This is a genomic window from Olsenella sp. KH1P3, assembly GCF_900167315.1.
GTDB lineage: Bacteria > Actinomycetota > Coriobacteriia > Coriobacteriales > Atopobiaceae > Olsenella_J > Olsenella_J umbonata_A.
Genome location: NZ_FUWQ01000009.1, coordinates 1 through 23,944 on the forward strand (window position 1 = coordinate 1; position 23,944 = coordinate 23,944).

Below are 23,944 nucleotides of genomic sequence, written 5' to 3' on the forward strand. Positions count from 1 at the left end.
CACTCGGACATGGGCTGGCAGTACCAGCAGGCCGGGTGGTGCAACAGGCTGAAGGAGGCGGGCGTCGTGCAGAGCATGTCCCGGAAGGGCAACTGCATCGACAACGGGGCGACCGAGCAGGTGTTCGGCCACCTGAAGGACGAGTTCTTCCGTGACCAGACATGGCCGAGCTTCGACGCGTTCAAGAGGGACCTCGACGCCTACGTCGTCCACTGGAACACGAGGAGGCGTCAGGTTAAGCTGAAGGGACTGACCCCGGAGGAGTTCCGGAATCAGTCCCTGCATGCGGCCTAGGCCGCTTTATTTGCCCGTCCAAGAACTGGGGCGCAGTTCACATGGGAGGGGCCTTTTCGTCTTAGGCGGGCCTGTTGCGGTGTCCTCCCCGGTAGCGCTCGGGCACGTGGGGACCCGGGTCGTCGGAGCGGGGGTCAAGCTCGAAGAGCCCTCTCCAGAATCGTACGGGCATCCAGCCCTTGCGCAGGTCATAGCCGCGCTGGGAAGCGTCTCTGCCCTTGAGTTCCAGTCCGTCGTAGAACCTCTTCCAGAGGGCTCGCACGTAGCGCTCGTCCGGGGCGAGGTCCCCTCGACCTGCGAGTCCCGAGACCGTCTGTGCGTCGAGACGCGCGACCTCGCAGGCTTTCCACCCGCGGTCGTGGAATATCGCGGTGGCATGGACGGGATCGACGACGTAGAAGCGCTCTTCTCGCATGCGCCTCGCGAAGTGGCGCGAGACGAAGGGCAGCACGTCGGCGTTGGGCGAGAAGGACGCGCCTAGCGTGTCGTCGGCCATGTGCGAGAACCGGACGAACTGCCGTGCGTGCTCGCACTCGCCCATGACCTGCCTTGCGAGGGCGTCAACCTCTGCGGTGACGGGGTCCGTGGCATCCTGCGCCGCGCCCGCGCCCTCCGCGAAGCACCTCACGACATAGCGGTGGACGCTTTCGGGCATCCCCTTGCTGTCTGAGGCGCATGCCCAAGCGAGCTTGAGCGCGCACTCGCCAGAGCAGCGTGCGGGACATCTGCCTTCCTGGGCGCGCGGGCAGGTGGCGGCGAGCCTTGTCTGCAGGCCGGCGTACACGCGCCGAGCGAGGGCCGCTAGGCCCTCGGGAAGGACTTCTGGGATCGTCTCGAACGCCTCGCCGAGCATCGGCTGCGCCGAGCTCGTGACGCACAGGCGCATCCGCTCGTGGGGGACGTGCGCCAGGTAGCCCACGCCCACGGCCGCAAGGACCCCCTCGAGCGTCGCCGGGGTGGACACGAGCAGGCCGTCGCAGCATGATATCGCGTTCCTGACGCGCTCGACGATCTCCTGGACTTCGGGTGCTACCCCGTCTGCGTGTTCGCTCCTGTGGGCGAGAGCCTCGCGCTGGGACAACGTGCTAGAAGAGCGCGAGTTGCCCCTCGGCCTGCCTCCGACGCCTGTTGTAGCTTGTCGCACTCGCATCGCTCACCACCCTCTTGCGAATGAGCTCCTCGTCCAGTGGGCAGCTCTCGTCGCGCTTGCCGTGACAGGTGAGGAAGTGCCTTGCCCGCTTGAGCGTGACGTTGAGACGCTTGAGGTCGTCGAATCCCAGCGGGTGGCGCCTCCTTGCCTGTATGATGCGCCTTGCCCCGATGGGACCGATTCCCGGCACACGCAGGAGAGCCTCGAGCGGGGCGTCGTTCGCCTCGACGGGGAAGCGGTCGATGTGCGCGAGCGCCCAGGCAAGCTTTGGGTCCACCTCGAGGTCGAGCCACGGGGCATCTGGCGAGGCAAGCTCGTCTGCCGAGAAGTCGTAGTAGCGCATGAGCCAGTCTGCCTGGTACAGGCGATGCTCGCGACGAAGCGGCACGGGTGTCTCACGTCCGGGTAGCCGGTCGTCCTCCATCACGGGCATGTAGGCCGAGAAGAACACGCGCTTGAGGTCGTAGCGCCGGTAGAGTGCGCTGGAGAGCTGCAGGATGTGGTTGTCGTCCTCTGGCGTGGCGCCGATGATGATCTGCGTCGACTGCCCTGCCGGCGCGAAGGTCCTCTTTGAGCTTGATACCGAGGAGGTCTTCCTGAGCGTGAGCCTTGCACCGTTCGTGGCGAGCCCCACGCCGGACGCGCTCCGGCGGGAGGGGAGGCTCGGGTGCCCGCCCGTGAGGGCCCCTTCCTCCTGCTTTCTCTTGGAGCAGATCTGCGACATCGGGGCCTTCACGTTGTTGACTCCCTTGTCCGGGCAGAGGAGCGAGAGGGACTTGGCGCTGGGCAGCTCGAGGTTGACGCTCAGCCTGTCCGCAAGCCTTCCCAGCCTGTCGACGAGGTCAGCCGACGTTCCCGGGATGACCTTGGCGTGCACGTAGCCGTTGAAGCACAGCTCGCCGCGAAGGATCTCGAGGCACAAGATCATGCGCTCGGTGGTCTCGTCCGGTGTGCCCAGCACGCCGGACGACAGAAACAGCCCCTCGATGTAGTTGCGCTTGTAGAAGTCGACCGTGAGCTCGGCGAGCTCACGCGGCGAGAAGGTGGCCCGCTTACACGAGGCACCCCTTCTGTTCACGCAGTAGGCGCAGTCGTAGCTGCAGGCGTTGCTCATGAGCACCTTGAGAAGGGTGACACAACGGCCGTCCGCGGTGAAGCTGTGGCAGCATCCTGCCGGGCTTGCCTGTCCCAGCGCTCCCGCCTTTGGTCCCCTTCGGACACCCGAAGAGGTACATGCGACGTCGTACTTTGCCGCCTCGGCAAGTATTTCGAGCTTTTCGAGCGTGTCCACGAGGGCCTCCAAAAATAGAACGACTGTTCTATACAGTCTAGTGCGAGGAGCCACGTAGTACAAGTGTTCTGTTTTTTGGGGAGAAGAGCCTCGTCCGATGCGGTGCGCGGGAGCTCGTGCAGTGGGTTTTCCGGGGGAAGATAGTGCGAAGTGGGCCGATGAGCCGGGTTCTGTCGTGGACGATCATTTATCTACTGACGCCGTTACCGACGCCCTCTAGCTCGCAACCCGAGCGCGGTGCGGGCCGCACCATGACGCTCCTATTTGCGATTGCTCCGGAAGGGGCTTGCCAAGCCGCCGTGTTGCCACGACGCTGGTGGTCTCTTGCACCACCGTTTCAGCTTTTCTCTCACTCGCTTGCGCGAGCAGCGGGAGTCTTCTTTTCTGCGGCGCTTTCCGTCGGGTCACCCCGCCAGGCCGTTAGCCTGCTTCCTGCCCTGTGGAGCCCGGACTTTCCTCATGACGCGCAAGCGCGTCCCGCGATCGTCTGGCCCACTTCGCGTGAGTGATTGTAGCAGACGGGGGAGTGCTGGCGCTGGTTGTTGGCGATGCTTACCAACTCATCATGCCGCTAGGCGACCGCCGCCAAGAAATGTAGAATTTGTTGTTGCCATCGCGCGCGTGCATTTCCATCGTCTTTTCCAGCGAGATTGTTACTCCTCGGGAGGCATCACTTGCGCAAGAGCGTCAGCTGAGCCATCGCTCTCTGTCCTTGCCATGCCTGGTGTCTTGGGAGGATTTTTTATGCTCATCTCCCAGAAGATAAACAACAACGTGGCCCTCGTGCTGGATGACTCCGACAGCGAGGTCGTTGTCTTCGGCAAGGGATCGGCTTTCCCAAGGCGCCCTACACGCTGGTTGACGACTCCCTGGTCGAGCGCTCCTTCTGTGGGGTCTCTAAGTCTGTCGCCGCTGCGGTCAAGTCGCTTTCGTTCGAGAACATTATTGTCGCGGCCGACATCAACGACCTTGTGGCGTTCGAGCTCAACCGCAAGCTCAACCCCAACCTTCCGTTCACTCTTGCCGATCACATCCAGTACGCCCAGAAGCGTCTGCAGGAGGGGGGCGACATCCACAGCTCCCTCGAGGCCGAGGTCCGTCGAGTCTATCCCGTGCAGCTCGAGATCGCCCGCACGGGCGTGGGCATGATCAAGAGCCGTACGGGGTTCGAGCTTCCCGAGGCCGAGGCCGTCAACAATGCGCTTCACATCGTGAACTCCGAGGGCGCGCCCGGCATGGACTCCGCCGTGCCCACCAACATGCACTACGTCATGGAATCGACGCGCGTCATCGAGAAGATCGTCGAGCTGATCGAAGAGTCCTTCTCCATTGCTGCGGACACTCCTACGAGTTCGCCCGCTTCGCCGCCCACGTTCGCTTTCTGGTCGGGCGCTTCTCCCGCGGAGTCGTTAGCGAGACCACCAATCGTTCGCTGTTCAGACAGGCGGTCGATGACTTTCCCGATGCGTACGCCTGTGTCTCGAAGGTTGACGCCTGGCTGCGTGACGAGATGGGCTGGCGCTGCAATGAGGAGGAGCTCCTGTATCTCTTGATGCACGTCAACGGGTTGATATCCAGCACGAACTGATTGGCGGAATGCTTGCGTCCCGCAAGGGCAATGCAGATAGATAGTTTCATATTTGTTGAAATGCACTAGACATGGGGTCTGGTTGCGATAGGGGAAAGGGGCTTGCCGTGGTCAAGGACTACACCGAGCTCGCGAAGACGATCATCGGGCTCGTTGGCGGTAGGTGGATCATCAACTCCGTCGCACACTGCATCACACGGCTTCGCGTCAGGCCGAAGGACGAGTCGAAGGTCGACGACGAGAAGCTCCAGGCCACCAGGGGCGTCATCAAGGTCATGCATGCCCAAGGCCAGTACCAGGTCGTCGTCGGTCAGGCCGTCGACAACCCCCCAACGATAGCCCGACCCCGCTCTCGTCCCCGACCGTCCCCTCGGACGCTCTTGTGGGATCCGGTCGCGCATGTGCGAGGGGCACTCTGGCGAAGAGGCGCTCCAATCATGCCCTTAATGCGACTCAATCTGCATAATCGCATGCATTTTGCCCGCTTGTTGGTACAATCTGTACCATAGGTCCGCACCACCATGAAGGAGAAGCAAGCATGGGTCTGTTCGATATGTTCAAGAAGCCGGCCGCGCCCGCGAAGCCCGAGGACATCAAGGTCGAGTCCGTTCCCGCCAACATCTACGCCCCTGTCTCGGGTGAGGCCATGAACATGGAGGACGTGCCCGATCCCGTCTTCGCCTCCGGCGCCATGGGCAAGGGCATCGTCATCAAGCCCGAGCAGGGCATCATCTACTCGCCTGTCGACGGTGAGGTCACCGTCACCACCGGTACCCTCCACGCCCTCGGCATCATGGGCGACAACGGCGTCGAGATCCTCATCCACGTCGGCATCGACACGGTCGAGATGAAGGGCGACGGCTTCACCGGCTTCGTCGGCAGGGGCGACACGGTCAAGGCCGGCCAGGCCCTCATGACCTTCGACATGGACAAGATCGCCAAGGCGGGCAAGGAGGACCACGTGATCATGGTCGTCACCAACACGGACGACCTTCCCAACGTCTCGCCCGTCTCGCCGCAGCACCTCAACGCCGGCGAGGTTGCGGTCGTCGTCACCCAGTAGTCACGCCTGCCATGTTGGAACTCTCTTGCAGGGTCGCGGATCCCAGGGGACTGCATGCGCGCACCTGCGTCGCGCTGGCGAGCGTGGCGGCCGACTTCTCGTGCAAGGCCACGATTTCCTTTGCTGACGCCACGGTCTCCGCATCCGACCTCATGGGGCTCATGGCGCTCGAGGCGGGCTCGGGGGACGAGGTAATCGTTCGCTGCGCCGGCCGTGACGAGGCCGAGGCGGCCCGCGCCATTCGACATGTGCTTGCGAGCGGTATGACGGGTGGTCGACCCACTCTCTAGCGTATTTGTTGCGGGGCTCGGTTCGTCCGGGCCCCGCGTTTGTTTGCGCTACCATTTCTTGTGTCCGGGAGACTCCCGGCAACCATTCGTATTCCGGTGCGCGAGCGCGGGGGGAGAGGAGCGGGCGGCCTTGCTCGATAGCTACAGGACCATCGCGGGCGGCACCGAGGCCACGGGGGAGTTCGTGGACCGCAAGAGCCGCTTCATCGCGCAGCTTTGCCATGTGAGCTCCGAGGCCGAGGCCGAGGAGTTCATCGCCACCGTGCGCAGCCGCCACCATGACGCCCGCCACAACGTCCCCGCATGGATTCTGGCGGACGGTCGCGAACGCTGCTCCGACGACGGAGAGCCCCAGCGCACCTCCGGCATGCCCACCCTCGAGGTCCTGCGCGGGGCCGGCCTGGCGGACGTCTGCTGCGTGGTGACGCGCTACTTCGGCGGCACGCTGCTGGGCCCCGGCGGGCTCGTGCGTGCCTACACGGCCGCGGCACAGGAGGCCCTCGCCGCCGCCGAGGCGGCCGGCAACGTCGTTCAGATGACCATGGTCACGCGCGTCACGGCCACGATCCCGTACTCCGCCTACGGCAGGGTTGAACGCATGGTGAGCGACTATGGCGGAAAGGTCCGCGACACTATCTTCTCCGAGGACGTCCAGATGAACTGCGCCTTTCTGACGGGAAAAGAGGCCCCCTTCGTCGCCGCCCTTCGCGAGCTGGCTTCCGGAGAGGACCTCTGCGTGGTGGGCGAGCCCACCTTCCAGGAGTTCTAGGTACTTCTCGCTACCTCTGTCGTCCGCGTCCCAGGGCTGTCGCGAGGCCGCTCCAAGGCGTGACGTCCTCGACGGGAGCCTCGTCCCACTGCCTGAGGGTCTCTGTGGGCACGAACTCGCGCCTGACATCCACCTCTCCGCCGTAGAGGTGGAACCAGTCGGCGCTCATGACCAGGTAGCCGTCCTTGCCCTGCTTCTCGCCCCAGCTGTTCTCGACACGCCAGGCCCGGGGTCTTCCGTCCCCGTCGAGCTGGACGCCCTGGAAGGTCATCGCGTGGGTCAGGCAGGTCTCTCGCATGTCGATCATGTCGGCGCGCTCCATCGCTAGGTCGCAGCCAAAGAGCGCCTCGACGTCCTCGCCGTTGGTCGAGAGCACGTACTTGTAGTCGTCGATGTAGCGAGGGAACTGCTGCATGACGTCGCAGGCCATTCCCACGGGCACGCCGGCCTTGAGGCTGGCGACCGCAGCCGCGTCCAGAACCTCGGGCTCGACGTTGAGCATGCGGTTCGGCGTGCCGCCCACGACCGAGTCGGTCAGCGTGAGGTGGTAGGCGTGGCCGAAGGGGCGGGTCTTCCCGGGCATCGAGACGAGCGTGACGTAGTCGTTGGGGTCGAATGGCACGTAGCGCTCGGCGAACTCGCGCGGGGTGATTCCCGCGTCACGCAGCACGAAGCGCTCGCTTTCGTCGCCCTTTCCGTCCTCGTCGCCTGAGTCCTTCTTGGCGGCGCCCTTTGCCTTGCCCTCCACCGCGAAGACCTTGGCAGGGTCGGCCTTGCACTTCTTTCCGACCTGGATTTCGAGGTCGAAGGTCACGGGCGGCTCTCCCAGGCAGACTGCGAGCATGCCGTGGACGTTCGCCAGCAGCTCCTCCTTGTGCGCGCGGAGCTCCGACGCGCTTGCGCCGTCCGCCGCCATCGAGCGCAGCTCGCAGGCTCCCTTGCGGCAGAGCCGCTCCAGCTGGGCATCCATCTCGGAGGAGTTGCGGGAGCACGCGGTCTCGGGCATGGCGGCCTTGGGGACGAGGCCCCACTTGGCGATCAGGTTCATGGCGAAGGGGTAGTAGCCGCCGTCGCCCACGCCCTCGTCCAGCAGCTCGCACACCTCACGGGAGTCGAAGGGCAGGTGCGCGGTCCGGATGATTCGCTCGAACATGGCGTTGGCCTTCTCGAGCTTGTCGTAGAACATCCCGAAGCTCTGGCTGAACTCGAAGCTGTCGACGTCCAGGAGCTCCATCGTGGCATGGCGCGCCACGTTAAACGCGCTGAACATCCAGCAGCGGCCGCTCTGCCTCTGGTTGCAGACCTTGGCAGTCTTGGGGACCATCACCCCATAGGTGTCGCTGTAGCCGCGCATGACGCTGATGTCGCGCGCCGCGGCCATGACGCCCGCGGAGGTCACTGCGTTTCTGGCCACGCGGTTGGCCCTATCTGCCGAGAAGGACTTGTTCTTGCTCGTGGCCCAGCTCGGGTCGATGGCTGTCGCCTGCTTCATGCTCACTCCCTCGTTCCTGTGTCCCGCCTCCCGGCCTGTGCCGGGAGGCGGGACATGTTTTAGTGTTGGCAAACTTTTTCAGTCTAGCACCACCGCGGCGCATCGCCCTGTCACGTCGTCACCTCGTGAGGCGGGTGCCGCCACGTGGGCACGAGCGTCTGCTCGGAAGTTTGGGATGCGTCTTGGCCTTCGGTCCTCTCGCGATTGACTCACCGCAGCCTGACGCGCGAATGCTACTATCTTAAAAAGCGAAAACATGTGATGGGGGAGACATGGCCCGAGCCTTGAGGGACGTTGCATATGGGGTGCCCGACTATGCCCTGAGCGTCCTGCGCGCCTTGGAGGCGGCTGGCTTCGAGGCCTGGGTCGTGGGAGGCTGGGTTCGCGATGCGCTTCTGGGCGCACCCTGCCACGACGTCGACATCACAACCTCGGCCCACTGGCGTGACGCCGAGCGCGTGCTCGACTCCTGCGGCATCGCCGTTCGCGAGACGGGCACCGCCCATGGCACCGTTACGGCAATCGTGGGGGGCAAGCCGGTCGAGGTGACCACCTACCGCGTTGAGAGCTCCTACACCGACCACCGCCACCCCGATGACGTCGTCTTCGTGGACGACGTGCGCGAGGACCTAAAGCGCAGGGACTTCACGATCAACGCGATGGCCTACCATCCCGAGCGTGGCCTGCTTGACCCGCATGGCGGCCGAGATGACCTTGACCTGGGGCTGATCAGGGCAGTCGGCGACCCGCGCCTTCGCTTCTCTGAGGATGCGCTGCGAGTCCTGCGCGCGGTGCGCTTTGCCTGCCGCCTCGGCTTTGACGTCGAGCCGCGGACGCAGGAGGCCCTGGCGCGCTGTGCCGACGGTCTCGAGGACATCGCCAACGAGCGCATCGGGCAGGAGCTCGACGGCATCGTCTGCACCGGCGCCGTTGCCTGGGCCCTCGCTCACGAGATGCCCGTCCTCGGCGTCGCGGTTCCCGAGCTCAAGCCTCTGGTGGCCTTCGACCAGCGAAGTCCCTATCACGCCTATGACGTGCTCGAGCACACCATGCGCGTCTGCCGTGCCGTCGAGGAGTTCACGGGCGGCAATGCCTCGCGCGAGCTGCGTTGGGCCGCCCTCATGCACGACGTCGCGAAGCCCATAACCTTCACCCAGGACGAGACGGGTCGCGGCCACTTCTTCGACCACCCCAAGGTCGGCGCGCGCGTGTGCGAGCTCCTGATGCGTCGGCTTGCGCTTCCGCACGACCTCATCATCCCCGTTCGCTCGCTGGTGAGGCTGCATGACCATGTCGTGTCACCCACGTCGCGCTCCATGCGCCGCACCCTCATGAAGTTCGACAAGGCCTGTCCCGGTCGCGCGCCACGCCTGGCCTTCGACCTGCTTGATCTCAAGCGGGCCGACGCCGTCTCGAAGGTCGACTGGGTCGCGGGTTACGCCATCGAGCTTGATGGCATTGAGCTGGCCTTGCGGCGCGAGCTCGAGCGTGGCGCAACGTATCGTATGGGTGACCTTGCCGTGAACGGGTCGGACGTGATTTCTGTCACGGGCATCAAGCCCGGGCCGGGCGTCGGTCTCATACTCCAGGGGCTCCTGAGTGCCGTCGTGAACGGTGATCTTCCCAACGAGCGAGAAGAGCTTCTCCGCAGCCTGCAGATTTAGATGTGCCGGGTGCCTTTCGCTGGGCATGCTACGTGCTTCTCGGCAGGTCCTCGCCCCGCGCGAAGTCGGGTACGCGAGGGGCAATAAGGCCATAACAAATCAGACCGCCGAGATTGCCCGACGGTCTGCTCATTCTTGGTAGCCCGTACCAGATTCGAACTGGTGATCTCCGCCTTGAGAGGGCGGCGTCCTAAACCGCTAGACGAACGGGCCATATGAAGGCGCGAGGCTGTAAATACGGGCGCAGGAACTATCTTGCAACTCCTGCGCCCGATAACAGTTGGTAGCCCGTACCAGATTCGAACTGGTGATCTCCGCCTTGAGAGGGCGGCGTCCTAAACCGCTAGACGAACGGGCCATGCAATTGTCAGGCACACTTGGCTGGGACGGAGAGAATCGAACTCCCACTGACGGAACCAGAATCCGTTGTCCTACCGTTAGACGACGTCCCAATCGGTGTCCTCTGTGCGCCTCGGCGCGAGAAAAGAATATACGCGATAGGCGGGGGCCATGCAAGGGGAAATCTCAAAAATTGTTCCCGCATTCGCTGCCGCTGGGGCAAAATGTGGTACTTCAAGCGTCTGAGCTGGCACTTCTCTTTCTTCTAGCTGACGTGCTGATGCCATCTGCGTCTTCACAATTTCTGGATTAGTCCGCATCCTAAGAAGGGGCTGCCCTCCCGCAGGCGCAGAGATCCCCTGCTCTCCCGCCGTGCGCCGGGCGACTTGCCCATTCTTGGTGTTGGCTGCGCACAGGCCTTCGCGGGAGCCATGCCATCTGCGCTATCATAAGAGTGTTGTAGACACCAAGATGCGTCGAGCAGTTCTCGGCGTGGCGACCATGGGAGCCTGATGGCAGAGCCTAAGGACACAAAGCGCACCAAAGGCAAGGTCTCGCTCAAGGTTTCGGCGCCCCACGTCTCCGTTGGTGGCGGCGTGGAGACCGAGGAGCTCGAGGAGAACAACGCCAAGGCCCGCAAGGGCGCGCTCTTCCTTGCTGCGGTCGTCGGCATATATATCGTCTACCTGATCGTGTCGGGGCAGATGGGGGAGTTCCTGGACGCCCTCTCGTCCGTCGACACCGGGTGGGTCCTGTGGGCCTGCGTCGCCTACGCCTTCTACTTCGTCTTCGGCGTGATCGCCTACGTCATCGCCGTGTACCTCGACCACGAATCTCCCGTTGGCGTGCGCGACCTCATGAGCGTCGAGGCCTCCGGCGTCTTCTTCGGCAACCTTACCCCCATGATGGCGGGCGCCGTTCCCTCGCAGATCTATCGCCTGACGCGCACGGGGCTTGACGTGGGCGAGGCGAGTGCCACGCAGTTCACGCGCTTCATCATGTTCCAGTTCGGCGTGGTCCTGTTCGCGGCCATCATGCTCTTCGCCAAGCTCGAGTACTTTTTCGAGACCTACGGCGACATCATCATCCTGAACCTCGTCGTGTTCGGCGTGCACTTCCTGGAGCTCGCGGGCCTCTTCGTGGTCTGCCTGTGCCCGCGTCTGGTCATGCGCCTGGGCAACTGGGCGATCAACCTCGCGTCGAAGCGCGGCTGGCTCAAGAACCGCGAGTACTGGGACGAGATGGTCAACGTTCAGGTGATGGAGTTTTCAAACGCGTTCAAGCGTGCCTCTCAGGACCTTCCCTCCATGGGGCTCACGCTTCTGGTCACGATGGCGCAGCTGGCGTGCCTGTACATGATTCCCTGGTTCGTGCTGCGTGCATTCGGCGTCGAGGGCGACTTCATCGAGTGCCTCGCGGCCGGGTCCATGGTCCAGATGGTCGCCTCTGCCGTGCCCCTTCCCGGCGGAACCGGCGGCGCCGAGGGTGGCTTCTACATGTTCTACCAGCACATGTTCGGCGCTGCCACGAGCGCCGGCTTCCTGATCTGGCGCATCGTCACCTTCTTCGCGCCCACGATTCTTGCCGCGCCCCTCCTTGGACTGAGGTCGAACGGCGGCATGAGCATCTACAACCGCGTGCAGCGCATTATGGCACGCCTCGGCAGGGGCTCTGCGGCCTCGGCGGCGCCCAAGGTCGCGACCCTCAAGGGCAGCCAGATTGCCGCGAAGGCCAAGGGCAAGACCGCCCGCACCTCCGGCGCGCGGAAGGGCGGTCCCGTGGCCACCAACGGCGGCATTCGCGTTCCCATGGGATCGAAGCAGGCCAAGAGGACTGCCGCCCACGCGCACGACAAGAAGGAGTAGGGGGGGCGTCGGACGCCGTTTCCCAGGCATGCGAAGAGGGCGAGAAGCGCATGCGTGCGCACTTCTCGCCCTCTCTCTTGCTCCGCCTGGCTCCGCTTCGGGCCGGAAGGGCGACCGGCGGTTGCCCCTGGCCTTCGCGGTGTTCCGGACCGGGCTCTACAGGGCGCAGCGTCGGCAGGCGCCGCATGCGGATGGCGCTGCGGCGAGGCCGCCCAGGGCCGTCTCCCTCAGCGCTGCCGGCAGCGAGTCGCCGACTGCCTTCATGGCGGCCACGACCTCGTCGAAGGGGATGGGGTCGAGCACGCCGGATAGCGCGAGCTGAGCCGCGCTGATGGCGTTTGCCACGCCGATGGCGTTTCGGTTCTGGCAGGGGTACTCGACGAGGCCTCGCACGGGGTCGCATACGAGTCCCAGGAGGTTGGCGATCGCCGTTGAGGCCGCGGAGAGGCAGGCCTCGGGGCTTCCGCCCAGAAGCTCCGTGAGGGCGCTTGCCGCCATTGCGGCCGCCGTGCCGACCTCGGCCTGGCATCCACCCTCCGCGCCCGCGACGGAGGCGTTGCGGGCCACTATGGCACCCACGGCGCAGGCATTCCAGAGCGCTGCGGCAATCTGGTCGTCCGCCGCGCCCGCGGCCTCGGCCGTGGCGAGCACCGAGCCGGGGATGACGCCGGCGGAGCCTGCGGTCGGTGCGGCGACGATGACGCCCATGGTCGCAGAGCGCTCGAGGACCGCCATGGCGTAGGCGGTCGCCTTGCTGAGCGTCGAGCCCAGGAGGACGTTCGAGATACGCTCGGCGCCGTCGGCCACGGCCTTTGCCTGCCCGCCCAGGAGGCCTCCCAGGGAGGGCTCGGGCTTCTCGATGGGACGCACGGTCTCCTCCCGCATGACCTCGATGATCTTGGCCATGCGAGCGTCGACGTCCGCCGAGGGCTCGAGCTCCAGCTCGCGCTCGCGCATGATCTGGCCGATGGAGAGGTTCTCGGTGGCACAGGCGCGCAGCAGCTGGGCGCCCGTCTCGAAGCCGTGCGGCAGCACCGCGTCGGGCGCCGCCTGCGAGGCGCCGGGGATGTTCACGAGGCTCGCGAACGAGATGCTCGGCCCGCGCGAGAGGTACTCGAGCACGCTCTGGTCTAGGCCGTCGTCGACCTCGAAGACCGTGTAGGCGCGGCCGCCGCGGCTCTCGCGGAAGGTGCGCATCGTTGCGATGTTGACGGAGGAGGCCGAAAGTCCGCTGGTGAGGGCCGCCAGGACGCCGGGGCGGTCCTGGTGTGCCACGAAGAGGGTGGGATAGTCGCCGGTCATCTCGACCGCGATGCCGTCGATAGAGCTGATGCGGACCTTGCCGCCGCCCAGGGACTCGCCGGTGACCGACATCTGCATGCCGTCCTGGCCAACCATGTTGACCGCGACGGTGTTGGGATGAAGGGCGGTGCCCTCCTTGTCGGAGGCCTCGGTGAACGAGAACTCCAGCCCCTCCTCCTTCGCGAGCTCGAACGAGTTGCGCACGCGGATGTCGTCGGGCGCCATGCCCAGGATGCCCGCGACGAGCGCACGGTCGCTGCCGTGCCCGTGGTAGGTGTGGGCGAAGGAGTTGTAGAGCTTAAAGTCAACGCTCTTGAGGGGCTTCGGGCCCAGGGAGCGCGCGACCAGTGCGATGCGCAGCGCGCCCGCGGTGTGCGACGAGGACGGGCCGACCATGACGGGGCCCAGAATCTCGAACGCTGAGGTGTTCATCATGTGCGATCTTCCCTTTCGTTTGGGCGTCCGGCGCGGCGGGGCCTCGGGCGGATTGCCGCTTCGGCTCCGGGGATGTCACGCGTTTTCGCCATTGTGGCACTCTCGCCACCTTCGTGCACAGAAAAAGGGCCGTCGTATCCTAATGGCTACAACGGCCCCCAAACATGGGCAGGAGCTAGTATCGCGCCGCTTGCGTTCGGCTGCGCCGACTACTCCGCGAGCGGCAGGGCCTTCTCGAGACGCGCCAGGGTGACGTTACGCCCTAGGAGCTCGAGGGACTCGCCGAGCGGGGGAGAGACCTGATTTCCGCACTCTGCTACGCGAACGGCGCCGTAGAACTTGCGCTTGTTGGTCTCGAGCTGCTCGGGCAGGGGTTCGAGCGCCGCATCGATCGAGGCCGCCTTCCACTGGTCCGCATCAATGGCCTCGAGTGCGGCCCTCGCCGCCTCGAGGTAGGAGCGCGCGCCCTCCTTGGCGAGGTTCTTCTTGACGCTCTTCTCGTCGAACTCGACGTCCTCGCCCATATAGAGGAAGCGGCTCTTCTCGACGACCTCGGGGGCAAGCGTGGTGCGCGGCTTCAGGATGCTGGAAAGAAGGTCGAACCACTCCGGCTTGGCGGCGTAGGCCGCGTCGACGTCGTCGTCCTGCTCGAGGCCGGCGGCCATGAGCTGTGGGACGAGCTGGGTCTTGGAGAACTCCTCGTCGCCCATCGCCTGGAGGTACTGGCCGTTGATCCAGTCGAGCTTCTTGAAGTCGAAGGTTGCAGGGTTCTTGGAGACGTGGTCGAGCGAGAACTTGCTGGCCAGGACGTCGCGCGGGACGATGGTCGTGTCACCGTCGAGCGCCCAGCCCAGAAGCGCCAGGTAGTTGACGAAGGCGTCGGAGTCGTAGCCGGCGGCCTTGTACTCCTCGACAGAGGTCGCGCCGTGGCGCTTGGAAAGCTTCTTGCCGTCGGGACCCAGGATCATGCTGATGTGGGCAAAGGTCGGCGTCGGCGCGCCCATGGCCTCGTAGACCATGATCTGGCGCGGGGTATTGGACAGATGGTCGTCGCCACGGATGATGTGCGTGATGCCCATCTGCGCATCGTCGACGACGGTCGCGAAGTTGTAGGTGGGGGTGCCATCGGAGCGGAAGATGATGAAGTCGTCGAGCTCCTTCGCGTTGAAGGTCACGTCGCCGTGGACGGCGTCGTGGACGACGACGTCGCCGCGGTCCAGGGGGACCTTGATGCGGATGGTGTAGGGCTCGCCGGCGTCAACGCGGCGCTGGGCCACGGCAGGGTCGATGTCGCGGCAGGTGCGCTGGTAGCCCTGGAACGCGTCCTTGCGCTCCTGGGCAGCCTTGCGGTCGGCCTCGAGTTTCTCGGGCGTGCAGAAGCAGTAGTACGCCTTGCCCTCGGCCACGAGCCTCATGGCCTCCTTGCGGTAGATGTCCAGGCGCTCGGTTTGCCAGTAGGGGCCAAAGTCGCCGCCGACCTCGGGGCCCTCGTCCCAGTCGAGTCCCAGCCAGCGCATGGCACGCAGAATGATCTGGGTGTTCTCCTCGGTGGAGCGGGTGGGGTCGGTGTCGTCGATTCTCAGGATGAACGTACCGCCGTTCGCACGGGCGAACGCCCAGTTGTAGATTGCGGTGCGCGCGCCGCCTACGTGCAGCTTGCCCGTGGGAGACGGGGCGAAGCGGACGCGGACCGGCCTGTTGTCAGTAGAGCTCACTGTCGAACCTCTTCTAGCTAGTCGATGCCTTCATTAAAACTTGGTCAGTATAGACCGTACGCTAGCGGACGCGCCTCGGCGCGCCCGCGATACTGCAGAATCTGCGGCTCTTGAACCCTGGATGGGCTTGCGTTCCCGTGGGCTACATGATCTTGGTGTCCTCGAGCTTCTCGGCGAACCAGTCGTTCACGCGGATGACGGGCACGCGCAGCACCAGCCCGAGCGCGAGGGCGGGTGCGAGGAAGAGAAGCGCGTGACCCATGCAGACCCAGAATTCGGCCCCGTACGAGCCGGCGATGGCGGCTCGCATGCCGTTCATGATGGGGACGAAGGGCAGGAACGGGTTGAATGCCTGGAACAGGGGAGGGAGCATCTCCTTGGGGAAGCTGCCGCCCGAGCCGGCCACCTGGATGACCAGCAGGAAGACCGCCACGGCCTTGCCGACGTCGCCGAAGGAGGCCACCAGCGCGTAGATGACGTTCATGAAGACGAACGAGGCCACCCACGCGCAGACCATCATCTGAATCGGGTCACTCGCCTGAACGCCAAGGAAGAAGAGGTCACCGAGCATGGCGAGGGTCGCCTGGAGGAACGAGAGCACCAGGTAGATGCCCAGGCGTCCGAAGTAGCGCTGGTACGGGCGGGCGCCTCCCGCCTCGCGCAGGGCCTCTTCCGAGAGCGGTGTCTTGAGCATCGCCGCGAGTACGGTTGCTCCGACCCAGAGAGCGAGCGTCGTGTAGTACGGCGCCATGGCGGAGCCGTTGTTCTCGACGGGGTAGATGGCCTCGCGGTCGAGCTGCACGGGCGACGCGATCCACGACGCGAGTGCGTCGGGGTCCGACGAGAGTATGGTGCGAATCGTCTTCGCATCTCCGGAGCTGAGCGCCGCCTTGAGCCTCGCGTGCGTGTCGTCGATCTTGTCGGCCATGCCGCCGAGCTTTCCCTGCGCGTCCGAGAGGGAGTCCTGCATGGCCTCGAGGTCGGCCTTGGCGGAACCCGTCGCGCTCTGGAGGGACCCGATCGCGTCGTCGAGCTTGTTCGCGACGTCCGAGGTCGCGGAGGACGTGCTGGAGATGGCGTCGGAGAGGCTGGTGAGCTTCTGGTCGAGCTTGCCGGAGTAGTTGCTCTTGAGGGCCTCGATCTCGGTCTTGCCAGCGTCGATTTTCTCCTTTACCTCGCGGCGCTTCGCCTCGACGTTGTCCGTGGTGAGTTCGTCGGCGGCCGTGGAGAGGGCGTTGGAAATGCCGAAGAGCGTCGCCTGCGTCGTTCGGGCGTGGGTCGCGGCTGCCTTGACGTGCGCCTGTGCGGATGCGTCGCTGATGGTCCCCGCCAGGCTGTCGAGCTGTTCGGCGAGGCTGCCGTAGTCACCTGCGACGTGCGAGGTGAGACTGGCCGCGTTGCTGAGCTTCTTGCGGGCCTCGCCGGTGTGGTTTGCCGCGACATCGAAGGCGTCGTCCACGGCCGACCCCAGCGAGTCGATGCTCTGCGAGCTCTTGTCGACGGCACCCGAGATGGCGTCCCTGCTCGAGTCGAGGCCCTGCCTGACCGAAGCGACGCTGTTGCCCGTGTCGTTCAGCAGCGACTTGAGGGAGCTGGCCGACGAGCCGGTGGTCTTAAGCAGGTCGTTGGACGAGCTCACGAGCGACGAGGCCGAGCTCAAGAGCGACGCGTAGGAGCCCACGTGGGTGGAGACCCGCCTGATGTCCTTCGAGCCGCTCGTGAGCGCGCGGTCGAGCGCCGAGGCGACTGAGAGGATCTGGTCGTCGTCCAGGTAGTTTCCGAGGTCGGTCATGACAGCCGCGCCCACGCCGGTTACGGTCTGGGCAAACTGGCGGTCGATTTCGTTCTTGAGCCACGAGGCGCCCTTTTGGGTGACGATCGGCGCGATTGCGTTCTCCTTCTGGTTGACGTAGTAGCGCAGCTCGGCGTGGCGCGTGCTGGTCGAGAAGACCGACATGATGTCGCTCGTGAAGTCCTCCGGGACCACGATGGCGGCGTAGTACTCGCCTGAGCTCACGCCGTCGATTGCGTCCTGCTCGGTGGTGAACACCCAATCGAACTTCTGGTTCTCCCTCAGCGTCGCCTCCACGCGCTGGCCGATGTTGATCTCCATCGGCATGGTCTGCGAGGTGTACCCCCTGTCGGAGTTCGCCACGGCGATCTTGAGCTGGCCGGTCGCGCCGTAGGGGTCCCAGCCGCCTGCGATGTTGAACCATGCGTACAGCGAGGGGATGACGACCAGCCCGATGCACACGACCAGTGCGATGACGTTGCGCGTGGCGTTTTTGCAGTCACGCCTGAAGATCTTGATGATGGTGCTCATCGGCGCTCGCCTCCCTTCGCATCGCTTCCGTCCGTCTTGTGGTGGCCAGGCTCCCCTTCGCCAACGTGCTTGCGATAGTCTTCGGCGCGGTAGTCCAACATGGCGCCGTCCTGGGCGTCGGGCCGCGGGTCGGGTATGGAGTGCTGGGGGTAGGGGGGCCGAGTCGCGCCTGTCGCGTCCTTCTCGCCCGCGTCGCGCGGCCCTGCGCCGGCGGCGTCCCTCGTGCCCCTGATGCGGCTGCGCAGGCTGCCTGCTATCTTGCGGAACGGCAGCTTGTACTCCCATTGCTCGTCGAGCTCGCGGTCAAGCAGTTCGTAGATCTCGTCGCGGCTGTGCTCCGCGAGGGTCGTCTTCTGCCAGACGCGCTCGTGCAGGTACTCGATCACGATGAGACCCGCGCAGATGGCGACGAGCGAGACGATCCACACGATGAGGATCGGCAGCTTCGCCGGCGTTGCGAAGACGAGCGCCAGCAGCACCAGCGGTACCACAAGCACCAGAGCGAAGCCACGCTTGACCATGCCGGGGTATTTTGCCTCGAAGTTCGCCGCCTCTTCGAGCAGGACGTGCTTGTAGTCCTCGGAGGAGAGGAGCGCCTTGATTATGGTCGACAGCTTGAAGTTCTCGCGCGTCATGCCGTCGTGCTCGCAGATCATGAGGTCGGTCTCGGCGAGCTTCTTGTCGAAGAGCGTGTTGATGTTGATGAGGTGCCTGCGGGCTCCCATGCCGATGGCCAGCGCGGGAACCACGAACGCTAGCAGCGTCAGGAGGTTCTGCACGTAGCAGGAGCCCCAGTAGCCCGCGATGGTTTCGCGCATGGCGTTGATCCCGTAGGTGAAGGGCAGCCATGGGTTGATGGCGCGGAAGAAGCCCGGCATCATCTCGATGGGATAGACGCCCGAGGAGCCGGGGATCTGCAGGATGACGAGGACGACGCAGAGCGCCTTGCCGATGTGCTTGAACGCCACCGAGAGCGCGTAGATGATGTTGACGTAGGCGAATGACTGCACCAGGCCGGCGCAGATGAACGCGACGGGGTGCAGGCACTGGACGCCCATGACGAGGTCGCCTACGCAGCAGATGAGTGCCTGCGCGAGTCCGAGGACCAGAAGCAACAGATATCTGCCCAGGTAGCCCTGCCAGGCTCGGTAGGGGCCGACCTCCTCTTCGTCGACCTCGAGCTTGTAGATGGCGATCAGTACGAAGCCGCCGACCCAGATGGCCAGATTGGTGTAGAAGGGCGCGACGCCCGAGCCGTAGTTTGCGACGGGGAAGACGTCCTGCTCGCTGAGCTCGACCGGCGAGGTCATGAATTCCTTCACCTGGTCGGAGTTCATGTCCATGACGTTCTGGAGCAGCTGGAAGTTCTGCGATGCGCGGATTGCCTCGATGTCGGTCGCAAGCGAGCCGAGCGACCCCCTCAGGCCGCCCAGCGCGTCCTGCGTCTGGTCGATCACGTCCTGAGCCTCGCGCAGCGTGCTGTCAAGCTGATCCAGCGTGCCCGAGGCCTGCTGGACGGCGGGGGAAACGCCGTCGAGGATTCCCTGCAGGTCGCCGCCGGCGAGCGCGAAGGAGTCGAGCGAGCTTGAAAGGGCTGGCAGCACGTTCTGCGAGACGTCGTTCTTGGCATCCGAGATGCCGGACGTCGCGTCCTTTATGGAGCCCTCGAGCTGCTGGGCGCCGTCGCTGATGTCCTGCGCGTCGAACTTGAGGCCGTCAAGCTGGGAGGCGATGGAGTCGGCCGTGTCGGCCTTCTTCTGGAGCTGCGAGACGAGCGCGTCGATCTTGCTGCAGAGCTCCTGCTTCTGCTGGTCGCTCAGCATCGAGGAGGCCTGAATCTGGGCCTTCGCATCGTTGAGCGACGTTATTGCCTTGCGGTTGACCTCGCTGAGCTTGTGCGCGGCCTTCGCCCCGGACTGCGCCGTGGCGCTTGCGTGCTCGGCCATGCCCGCGAAGCCGCCGAGCGCTGTCGAGGCGCGCGTGGCCGCCTCGTCAAGGCGCGCGGTGCCGACGCTGACGGCGCTGTCCAGGCGCGAGGCGAGAGACTGCGCGTCGCTGCGGGCACCTCCCAGCTCGCCTAACGCGTCCCTAAGCGTCCTCTGCGAGCTGCCGGTTATCGACGAGAGCGATGCGAGGACGTCTCGCGCCTGCCGGATGGCATCGCGGGTCTTGCCCACGGTGCCCTTTGCACCCTCGAGCTGAGTGCTCACGTCGTCGAGGGTCGACTGGGCGTCGCGGATGTCCGCGAGGACGGTGTCGCCCAGCTTGTCGGTCTGACTCCCGAGCTTCGCGCCCGTGTCCTGCGCCTTGGTCGTGAGCACGCCTGCGACCGTCGAGACGAAGTTGTCGTTGATCTGCTGCTCGACCGTCGAGGCCCCCGTGTCGGTGACCTTCGGGGCGACGGCGTTGACCTTCTCGTTCACGTAGTACTTGAGCTTGGGCGTCTTGAGGTCCCCAGATAGCACGCTCACGAGGTCCGACGAGAAGTCCTTTGGTATCTCGATGGTAGCGTAGTACCTTCCCGAGGCGACGCCCTCGAGTCCTTCCTGCTCGCCCACAAACTGCCAGCCGAGCTGATCGTTCTGCTCGAGCTTCTCGACCACCATGTCGCCCACGTTGATCTGGCCGAGCTTCTCGTTGTAGGTGCCCTCGTCCTCGTTCACGATGGCGACGGCGACGGTGCTGGTGTTCTTGTACGGGTCCCAGTTTGCCGCGATGTTGATCCAGGCGTAGAGGGAGGGGAGGATGCAGACGCCCACGGTGACGATGGCGGCTACGGGGTTCCTGAAGATTCGCCTGAGGTCTCGGCGGAAGATGGTGAGTACGTTGTGCATGTAACGCTCCGTGAATCGTGCGGTTTCAGCATTCAAAATGATATCCCTCCGGCAGATGTCTCGCCGAGTGAACTCTAAAAATTCGAATCTGATTCAAAAATCGTTTCACGTGCTTCCTTGCCAAAGATATGGGCGCTCCATGATGTGTCGACGCAGGCGTTTTGAGCTTGGTTCAAAAATCTGTGTCGAGCGCTATGATGGTCTCGAGACAAGAGGGAAGAGGCGGTCATGGTGCAGTCGGGCGACGGGGACATTACAGGGACGGAGACGCTGACGACGGGAGCGAAGCGAGGCGCGCCGTCGGCCGTCGACGCGTTGCCAAGTGAGGCCACGGCGCCGGTCGAGGACAGACGGTCGTCGGTTCGCGTTGGACTTGCAAAGGCGAACCTCGAGGTTGCCTCCGAGATTGCCGGGGGCATGGCGGCCGTCCGCCACGCCGCGCACGATGCCGCGCTGCGAGCGGCCCAGGGGGTCGTCGAGGGCGCCGCCGCCAAGGGCAGGGCCCGCGCCCGCTCTTCGAGCAAGACGCGCAAGAGCGCGAGGACCCGCGAGCGCATCATGACCGCCGCGAGCGAGATCATGGTCGAACGCGGCAACGGGGACTTTCAGATGAGCGAGGTCTCCGCGCGCTGCCGCATGTCTAAGGGTTCCCTCTACTACTACTTTGCCGACAAGGACGAGCTGGTCGACGCCATCTACGAGTCGGCCTGCGACGACCTCGTCGTCGCCGTCGAGGGCGTCGTGGCCCGGGCCTCGACGGCCAGCGAGTCGCTCGTGAGCCTGTGCGCCGAGGTCAGCCGGCGCGTCAGCGCGGGGAGTCCGCTCGCCCTGGCCCTCACGCGCGAGCTGGCGTCGTCGAACGGAGATGTCTCGGGTGGCATGACCACCCACTTCATGAGGATCGCCCGCATCGTCTCGGCGCAGCTCGAGAGGGGCAAGGCCGAGGGCATCATCAGAAAGAGCGTGAACTCGGACCAGGTCTCGGTGGGCGTTTTGGGCGGCTACCTGGTTTCCTCGCTCGTCTCCGCCGGCGAATCATTGGGGCGCTCCACTGATGCCATCGCCGCCGTCATGACGCGTGATCTGCTTGACGTCGTTATGAACGGCATAGGTGCCCGAGAGGGTGCGTAAGGGGCGAGGGGCGCGTCCCGCGCCCGCTCTGAGGCGCGATGGCTTGCCCCAGTGTGCGTCGACTGGCCGTCGATGCGCTCAAGTGATGAACCTGTTTACAATCCTCAAGTCAAGTCATAGGCTATAGCTTGCTCGTCAAGAGGCACCCGCGTGGGTGCATAGAGCTGAGGGACCGAGCCCTTTGAAGCTCCGGCAACCAGCCAGTTGGTATGGTGCCAATTCTCGGCAGGCCTCAATGCCTGGAAGACGGGGGAACATGGTGTTGCCAGACACGGGTCCCCTTTGTTGGTGGGGACCTTTTTGGTTCCTTGTTGGCGCGTTATCGCCGGAAAGGAGCGTGTGATGGCACGCAAGAGCTACCTGTTCACCTCTGAGTCTGTTACCGAGGGCCACCCCGATAAGATCTGCGACCAGATCTCGGACGCCATCCTGGACGCCATCCTCGAGAAGGAGGCGCGGCTCCAGGCCGCGGGCGTTGAGGGCGCAGACGTCGATAACGTCCGCTGTGCCATCGAAACCTTCACCACCACGGGCACCATCGTCGTCATGGGCGAGGTCCGCACCGAGGCCTACGTCGACGTACAGCAGATCGTCCGCGACACCGTCCGCGAAATCGGCTACACCCGCGCCAAGTACGGGTTCGACGCGAGCACCTGCGGCGTCATGAACCTCATCCACGAGCAGTCGCCCGACATCGCCCAGGGCGTCGACGGCACCTTCGCCCGCGCTACCGACGAGGACCCGCTGGACAAGATCGGCGCCGGCGACCAGGGCATGATGTTCGGCTACGCCTCCGACGAGACCGACGTGCTCATGCCCATGCCCATCTACCTCGCGCAGCGCCTGTCCAGGCGCCTGGCCGACGTGCGTAAGAACGGATCGCTTGCCTACTTGCGACCGGATGGCAAGACGCAGGTCACCGTCCGCTACGAGGGCGATAGGCCCGTCGAGGTGACGGCCATCGTCGTCAGCACCCAGCACGCGGCCTCCGTCGAGGGCTCCCAGATCCGCGAGGACATGATCGATCACGTCATCAAGCCGGTCATGGAGGAGCAGGGCATCAGCTGGAAGCACGCCGACATCTACGTCAACCCCACCGGCCGATTCGTCGTGGGCGGCCCCATGGGCGACACGGGCCTGACCGGTCGTAAGATCATCGTCGACACCTACGGTGGGATGGGCCGCCACGGCGGCGGCGCCTTCAGCGGCAAGGACTGCACCAAGGTCGACCGCTCCGGCGCCTATGCGGCACGTTGGGTCGCCAAGAACGTCGTCGCGGCCGGACTGGCCCACAAGTGCGAGGTCCAGCTGGCCTATGCCATCGGCGTGAGCCACCCGCTCTCCATCATGGTCGACACCTTTGGCACGGGCGCGGTATCCGACGACGTCATCGAGAGGGCCGTCGAGAAGGTCTTTGACCTCCGTCCCGGCGCCATCATCCGGGACCTGAGGCTCCGTCGCCCCATCTTCAGGAAGACGGCCGCCTACGGCCACTTTGGCCGCAAGGACCCCGACTTCACCTGGGAGAGCACCGACCGCGTCGACGAGCTCAAGGCCGCCGTCGACTCCCTGAGGTAGGGGCCGCCGAGGCGGATCAGGCCCGACCGGCTTGGACCGCAAGCATCACTCCTCTTGGATGGAGCCGCCGGGGCAAGCGCACCGGCGGCTCCATCCTCGTTCACGCTGTCTTGGCGGCTACTCGCCGAGCATGCGCTCGAGCTCGAGCACCGCGTTGCGCACACAGTCGTCGCACGGGCAGAGGATGACGCCCGTGTCGCGTCCCTTGAGCTCGGAGCATATGGTCGATCCGCAGCGCCTTCGGAAGCCCTCGAGGAGCTCCGCCGCATCGCGGTGGCACGCGCGGCCGTCGGCGCGCGCCAGGCCAAGCGCCATCTCGGCGCCGACGAGCGCGCCGCAGGTTCCCTCCATGTTGCCCATGCCCGACCCGAACGGCGCGCCCATCGCGCTCAGGGTCTCTTCCGGCAGGTCGCATACGTCGACAAACGCGCGAACCACCGCCTGACAGCAGTTGTTCCTGTCGTGCTTGAGTCCTACCGCCCGCTCGGTTCTCTCCATCAGCTCTCCGTTTCCCCGCGTCGCGCCGCCGCCCTCTGGCGGTGGCGCGGGCGCTTCTCGCCTGCTTTGTTGACATGGTATCCCATGGCCGGGCTGCCGGGACTATTCGGCTCCTGTGACGCCTGTCCGTTTGCGTCAGTCGACCTACCGTTCACGGACGCATCTGCTGCCGCCACGCGGCGCCTCGCGACCGTTGGCCGCAGTTGCGGATATAACGTTTCACGGTGCGTCGGCAAATCGGTCTTTCGCACAATAAATGCTGCTCAGCAGGTGTAGATTCCCGCGAGCTTGTCCAAAGAGAGAGGTCTGTCATGAAACTTCTG

At 65.0% G+C, this 23,944-nt stretch carries 18 protein-coding genes, 3 tRNA genes, 1 other RNA gene, 2 pseudogenes and 1 riboswitch; of the genes and pseudogenes, 12 read left to right on the forward strand and 12 right to left on the reverse strand.

From position 1 onward, the window contains the following. The first annotated feature begins 75 nt into the window (after window positions 1-75). Window positions 76-294 carry an IS3 family transposase gene (locus B5D13_RS08325; protein ID WP_369821286.1) on the forward strand — a complete coding sequence of 73 codons (219 nt, stop codon included), beginning with the start codon at window positions 76-78 and terminating at the stop codon, window positions 292-294. A 61-nt stretch (window positions 295-355) separates the two neighbouring features. Here the strand turns inward: B5D13_RS08325 and B5D13_RS08330 are convergent, their stop codons facing one another. From B5D13_RS08330 to rnpB, 3 genes are all read right to left on the reverse strand, one after another. Beyond that, window positions 356-1,444 (reverse strand): TIGR03915 family putative DNA repair protein, encoded by a 1,089-nt coding sequence (locus B5D13_RS08330; protein ID WP_078687847.1) that lies wholly within the window; start codon window positions 1,442-1,444, stop codon window positions 356-358. Then, the gene (locus B5D13_RS08335; RefSeq protein WP_078687848.1) at window positions 1,380-2,735 is read right to left on the reverse strand and encodes a putative DNA modification/repair radical SAM protein; all 1,356 of its coding nucleotides are present in this window, start codon (window positions 2,733-2,735) and stop codon (window positions 1,380-1,382) included. Before B5D13_RS08335 ends, B5D13_RS08330 begins: the two co-directional genes overlap by 65 nt. 143 nt (window positions 2,736-2,878) lie before the next feature. Further along, an RNA gene (gene rnpB, locus B5D13_RS08340) (RNase P RNA component class A) lies at window positions 2,879-3,234 on the reverse strand. A 245-nt stretch (window positions 3,235-3,479) separates the two neighbouring features. Between rnpB and B5D13_RS08915 the strand changes: the two are divergent. The 7 genes and pseudogenes from B5D13_RS08915 to B5D13_RS08365 form a co-directional block, all read left to right on the forward strand. Beyond that, window positions 3,480-3,575, forward strand: a pseudogene (locus tag B5D13_RS08915) (CAT RNA binding domain-containing protein); the annotation flags it as partial. Window positions 3,576-3,706: 131 nt separating this feature from the next. Beyond that, a pseudogene (locus tag B5D13_RS08920) lies at window positions 3,707-3,940 on the forward strand (PRD domain-containing protein); the annotation flags it as partial. Window positions 3,941-4,116: 176 nt separating this feature from the next. Further along, the gene (locus B5D13_RS08925) at window positions 4,117-4,323 is read left to right on the forward strand and encodes a PRD domain-containing protein (RefSeq protein WP_369821288.1); all 207 of its coding nucleotides are present in this window, start codon (window positions 4,117-4,119) and stop codon (window positions 4,321-4,323) included. A 71-nt stretch (window positions 4,324-4,394) separates the two neighbouring features. After that, a complete protein-coding gene (locus B5D13_RS08930) occupies window positions 4,395-4,832 on the forward strand; it encodes a PTS sugar transporter subunit IIB (protein WP_078687850.1) in 438 nt (145 codons plus the stop codon). Between the two features lie 29 nt (window positions 4,833-4,861). Beyond that, window positions 4,862-5,386: a PTS sugar transporter subunit IIA gene (locus B5D13_RS08355; RefSeq protein ID WP_078687851.1), complete on the forward strand. Its 525-nt coding sequence runs from the start codon at window positions 4,862-4,864 to the stop codon at window positions 5,384-5,386. A gap of 11 nt (window positions 5,387-5,397) precedes the next feature. Then, a complete protein-coding gene (locus B5D13_RS08360) occupies window positions 5,398-5,676 on the forward strand; it encodes an HPr family phosphocarrier protein (protein ID WP_078687852.1) in 279 nt (92 codons plus the stop codon). A gap of 130 nt (window positions 5,677-5,806) precedes the next feature. After that, complete coding sequence (locus tag B5D13_RS08365; RefSeq protein WP_078687853.1) at window positions 5,807-6,445, forward strand: IMPACT family protein; 639 nt, start codon at window positions 5,807-5,809, stop codon at window positions 6,443-6,445. Window positions 6,446-6,455: 10 nt separating this feature from the next. Here the strand turns inward: B5D13_RS08365 and B5D13_RS08370 are convergent, their stop codons facing one another. Further along, window positions 6,456-7,937 carry a C1 family peptidase gene (locus B5D13_RS08370; RefSeq protein ID WP_078687854.1) on the reverse strand — a complete coding sequence of 494 codons (1,482 nt, stop codon included), beginning with the start codon at window positions 7,935-7,937 and terminating at the stop codon, window positions 6,456-6,458. A 272-nt stretch (window positions 7,938-8,209) separates the two neighbouring features. Here B5D13_RS08370 and B5D13_RS08375 point away from each other — a divergent pair, with 272 nt between their 5' ends. Continuing rightward, the gene (locus tag B5D13_RS08375; RefSeq protein WP_078687855.1) at window positions 8,210-9,601 is read left to right on the forward strand and encodes a CCA tRNA nucleotidyltransferase; all 1,392 of its coding nucleotides are present in this window, start codon (window positions 8,210-8,212) and stop codon (window positions 9,599-9,601) included. Between the two features lie 136 nt (window positions 9,602-9,737). Here B5D13_RS08375 and B5D13_RS08380 read toward each other — a convergent pair. The 3 genes from B5D13_RS08380 to B5D13_RS08390 form a co-directional block, all read right to left on the reverse strand. Next, window positions 9,738-9,814 (reverse strand) — tRNA-Glu (locus B5D13_RS08380). A 68-nt stretch (window positions 9,815-9,882) separates the two neighbouring features. Continuing rightward, a tRNA-Glu gene (locus B5D13_RS08385) sits at window positions 9,883-9,959 on the reverse strand. A gap of 20 nt (window positions 9,960-9,979) precedes the next feature. Next, window positions 9,980-10,053, reverse strand: a tRNA-Gln gene (locus B5D13_RS08390). Between the two features lie 399 nt (window positions 10,054-10,452). Here B5D13_RS08390 and B5D13_RS08395 point away from each other — a divergent pair. After that, on the forward strand, window positions 10,453-11,805 hold the full coding sequence (locus B5D13_RS08395; protein WP_078687856.1) for a lysylphosphatidylglycerol synthase transmembrane domain-containing protein: 1,353 nt from the start codon (window positions 10,453-10,455) through the stop codon (window positions 11,803-11,805). A gap of 156 nt (window positions 11,806-11,961) precedes the next feature. Here B5D13_RS08395 and sdaAA read toward each other — a convergent pair whose 3' ends face one another. The 4 genes from sdaAA to B5D13_RS08415 all read right to left on the reverse strand — a co-directional run bounded on the left by sdaAA (window position 11,962) and on the right by B5D13_RS08415 (window position 20,414). After that, window positions 11,962-13,542 (reverse strand): L-serine ammonia-lyase, iron-sulfur-dependent, subunit alpha, encoded by a 1,581-nt coding sequence (sdaAA, locus tag B5D13_RS08400; protein WP_078687857.1) that lies wholly within the window; start codon window positions 13,540-13,542, stop codon window positions 11,962-11,964. Between the two features lie 209 nt (window positions 13,543-13,751). Beyond that, window positions 13,752-15,257, reverse strand: coding sequence for a glutamate--tRNA ligase (gene gltX, locus B5D13_RS08405; protein ID WP_078687858.1), 1,506 nt, complete (start codon window positions 15,255-15,257; stop codon window positions 13,752-13,754). A gap of 142 nt (window positions 15,258-15,399) precedes the next feature. Next, window positions 15,400-17,580, reverse strand: a complete 2,181-nt coding sequence (locus tag B5D13_RS08410) for a YhgE/Pip domain-containing protein (RefSeq protein WP_091007971.1) — start codon at window positions 17,578-17,580, stop codon at window positions 15,400-15,402. After that, window positions 17,577-20,414, reverse strand: a complete 2,838-nt coding sequence (locus tag B5D13_RS08415) for a YhgE/Pip domain-containing protein (protein WP_078687860.1) — start codon at window positions 20,412-20,414, stop codon at window positions 17,577-17,579. The genes B5D13_RS08410 and B5D13_RS08415 overlap by 4 nt, the downstream gene beginning before the upstream one ends. Before the next feature lie 228 nt (window positions 20,415-20,642). Here B5D13_RS08415 and B5D13_RS08420 point away from each other — a divergent pair, with 228 nt between their 5' ends. Further along, on the forward strand, window positions 20,643-21,545 hold the full coding sequence (locus tag B5D13_RS08420) for a TetR/AcrR family transcriptional regulator (RefSeq protein ID WP_090991501.1): 903 nt from the start codon (window positions 20,643-20,645) through the stop codon (window positions 21,543-21,545). A 145-nt stretch (window positions 21,546-21,690) separates the two neighbouring features. After that, a riboswitch (SAM riboswitch) is annotated at window positions 21,691-21,798 on the forward strand. 89 nt (window positions 21,799-21,887) lie between these two features. After that, complete coding sequence (metK, locus tag B5D13_RS08425; protein WP_078687861.1) at window positions 21,888-23,123, forward strand: methionine adenosyltransferase; 1,236 nt, start codon at window positions 21,888-21,890, stop codon at window positions 23,121-23,123. 117 nt (window positions 23,124-23,240) lie between these two features. Here the strand turns inward: metK and B5D13_RS08430 are convergent, their stop codons facing one another. Beyond that, entirely contained in the window at window positions 23,241-23,621 is a 381-nt protein-coding gene (locus B5D13_RS08430) for a C-GCAxxG-C-C family protein (RefSeq protein WP_078687862.1), read from the reverse strand. Window positions 23,622-23,944: the final 323 nt, after the last annotated feature.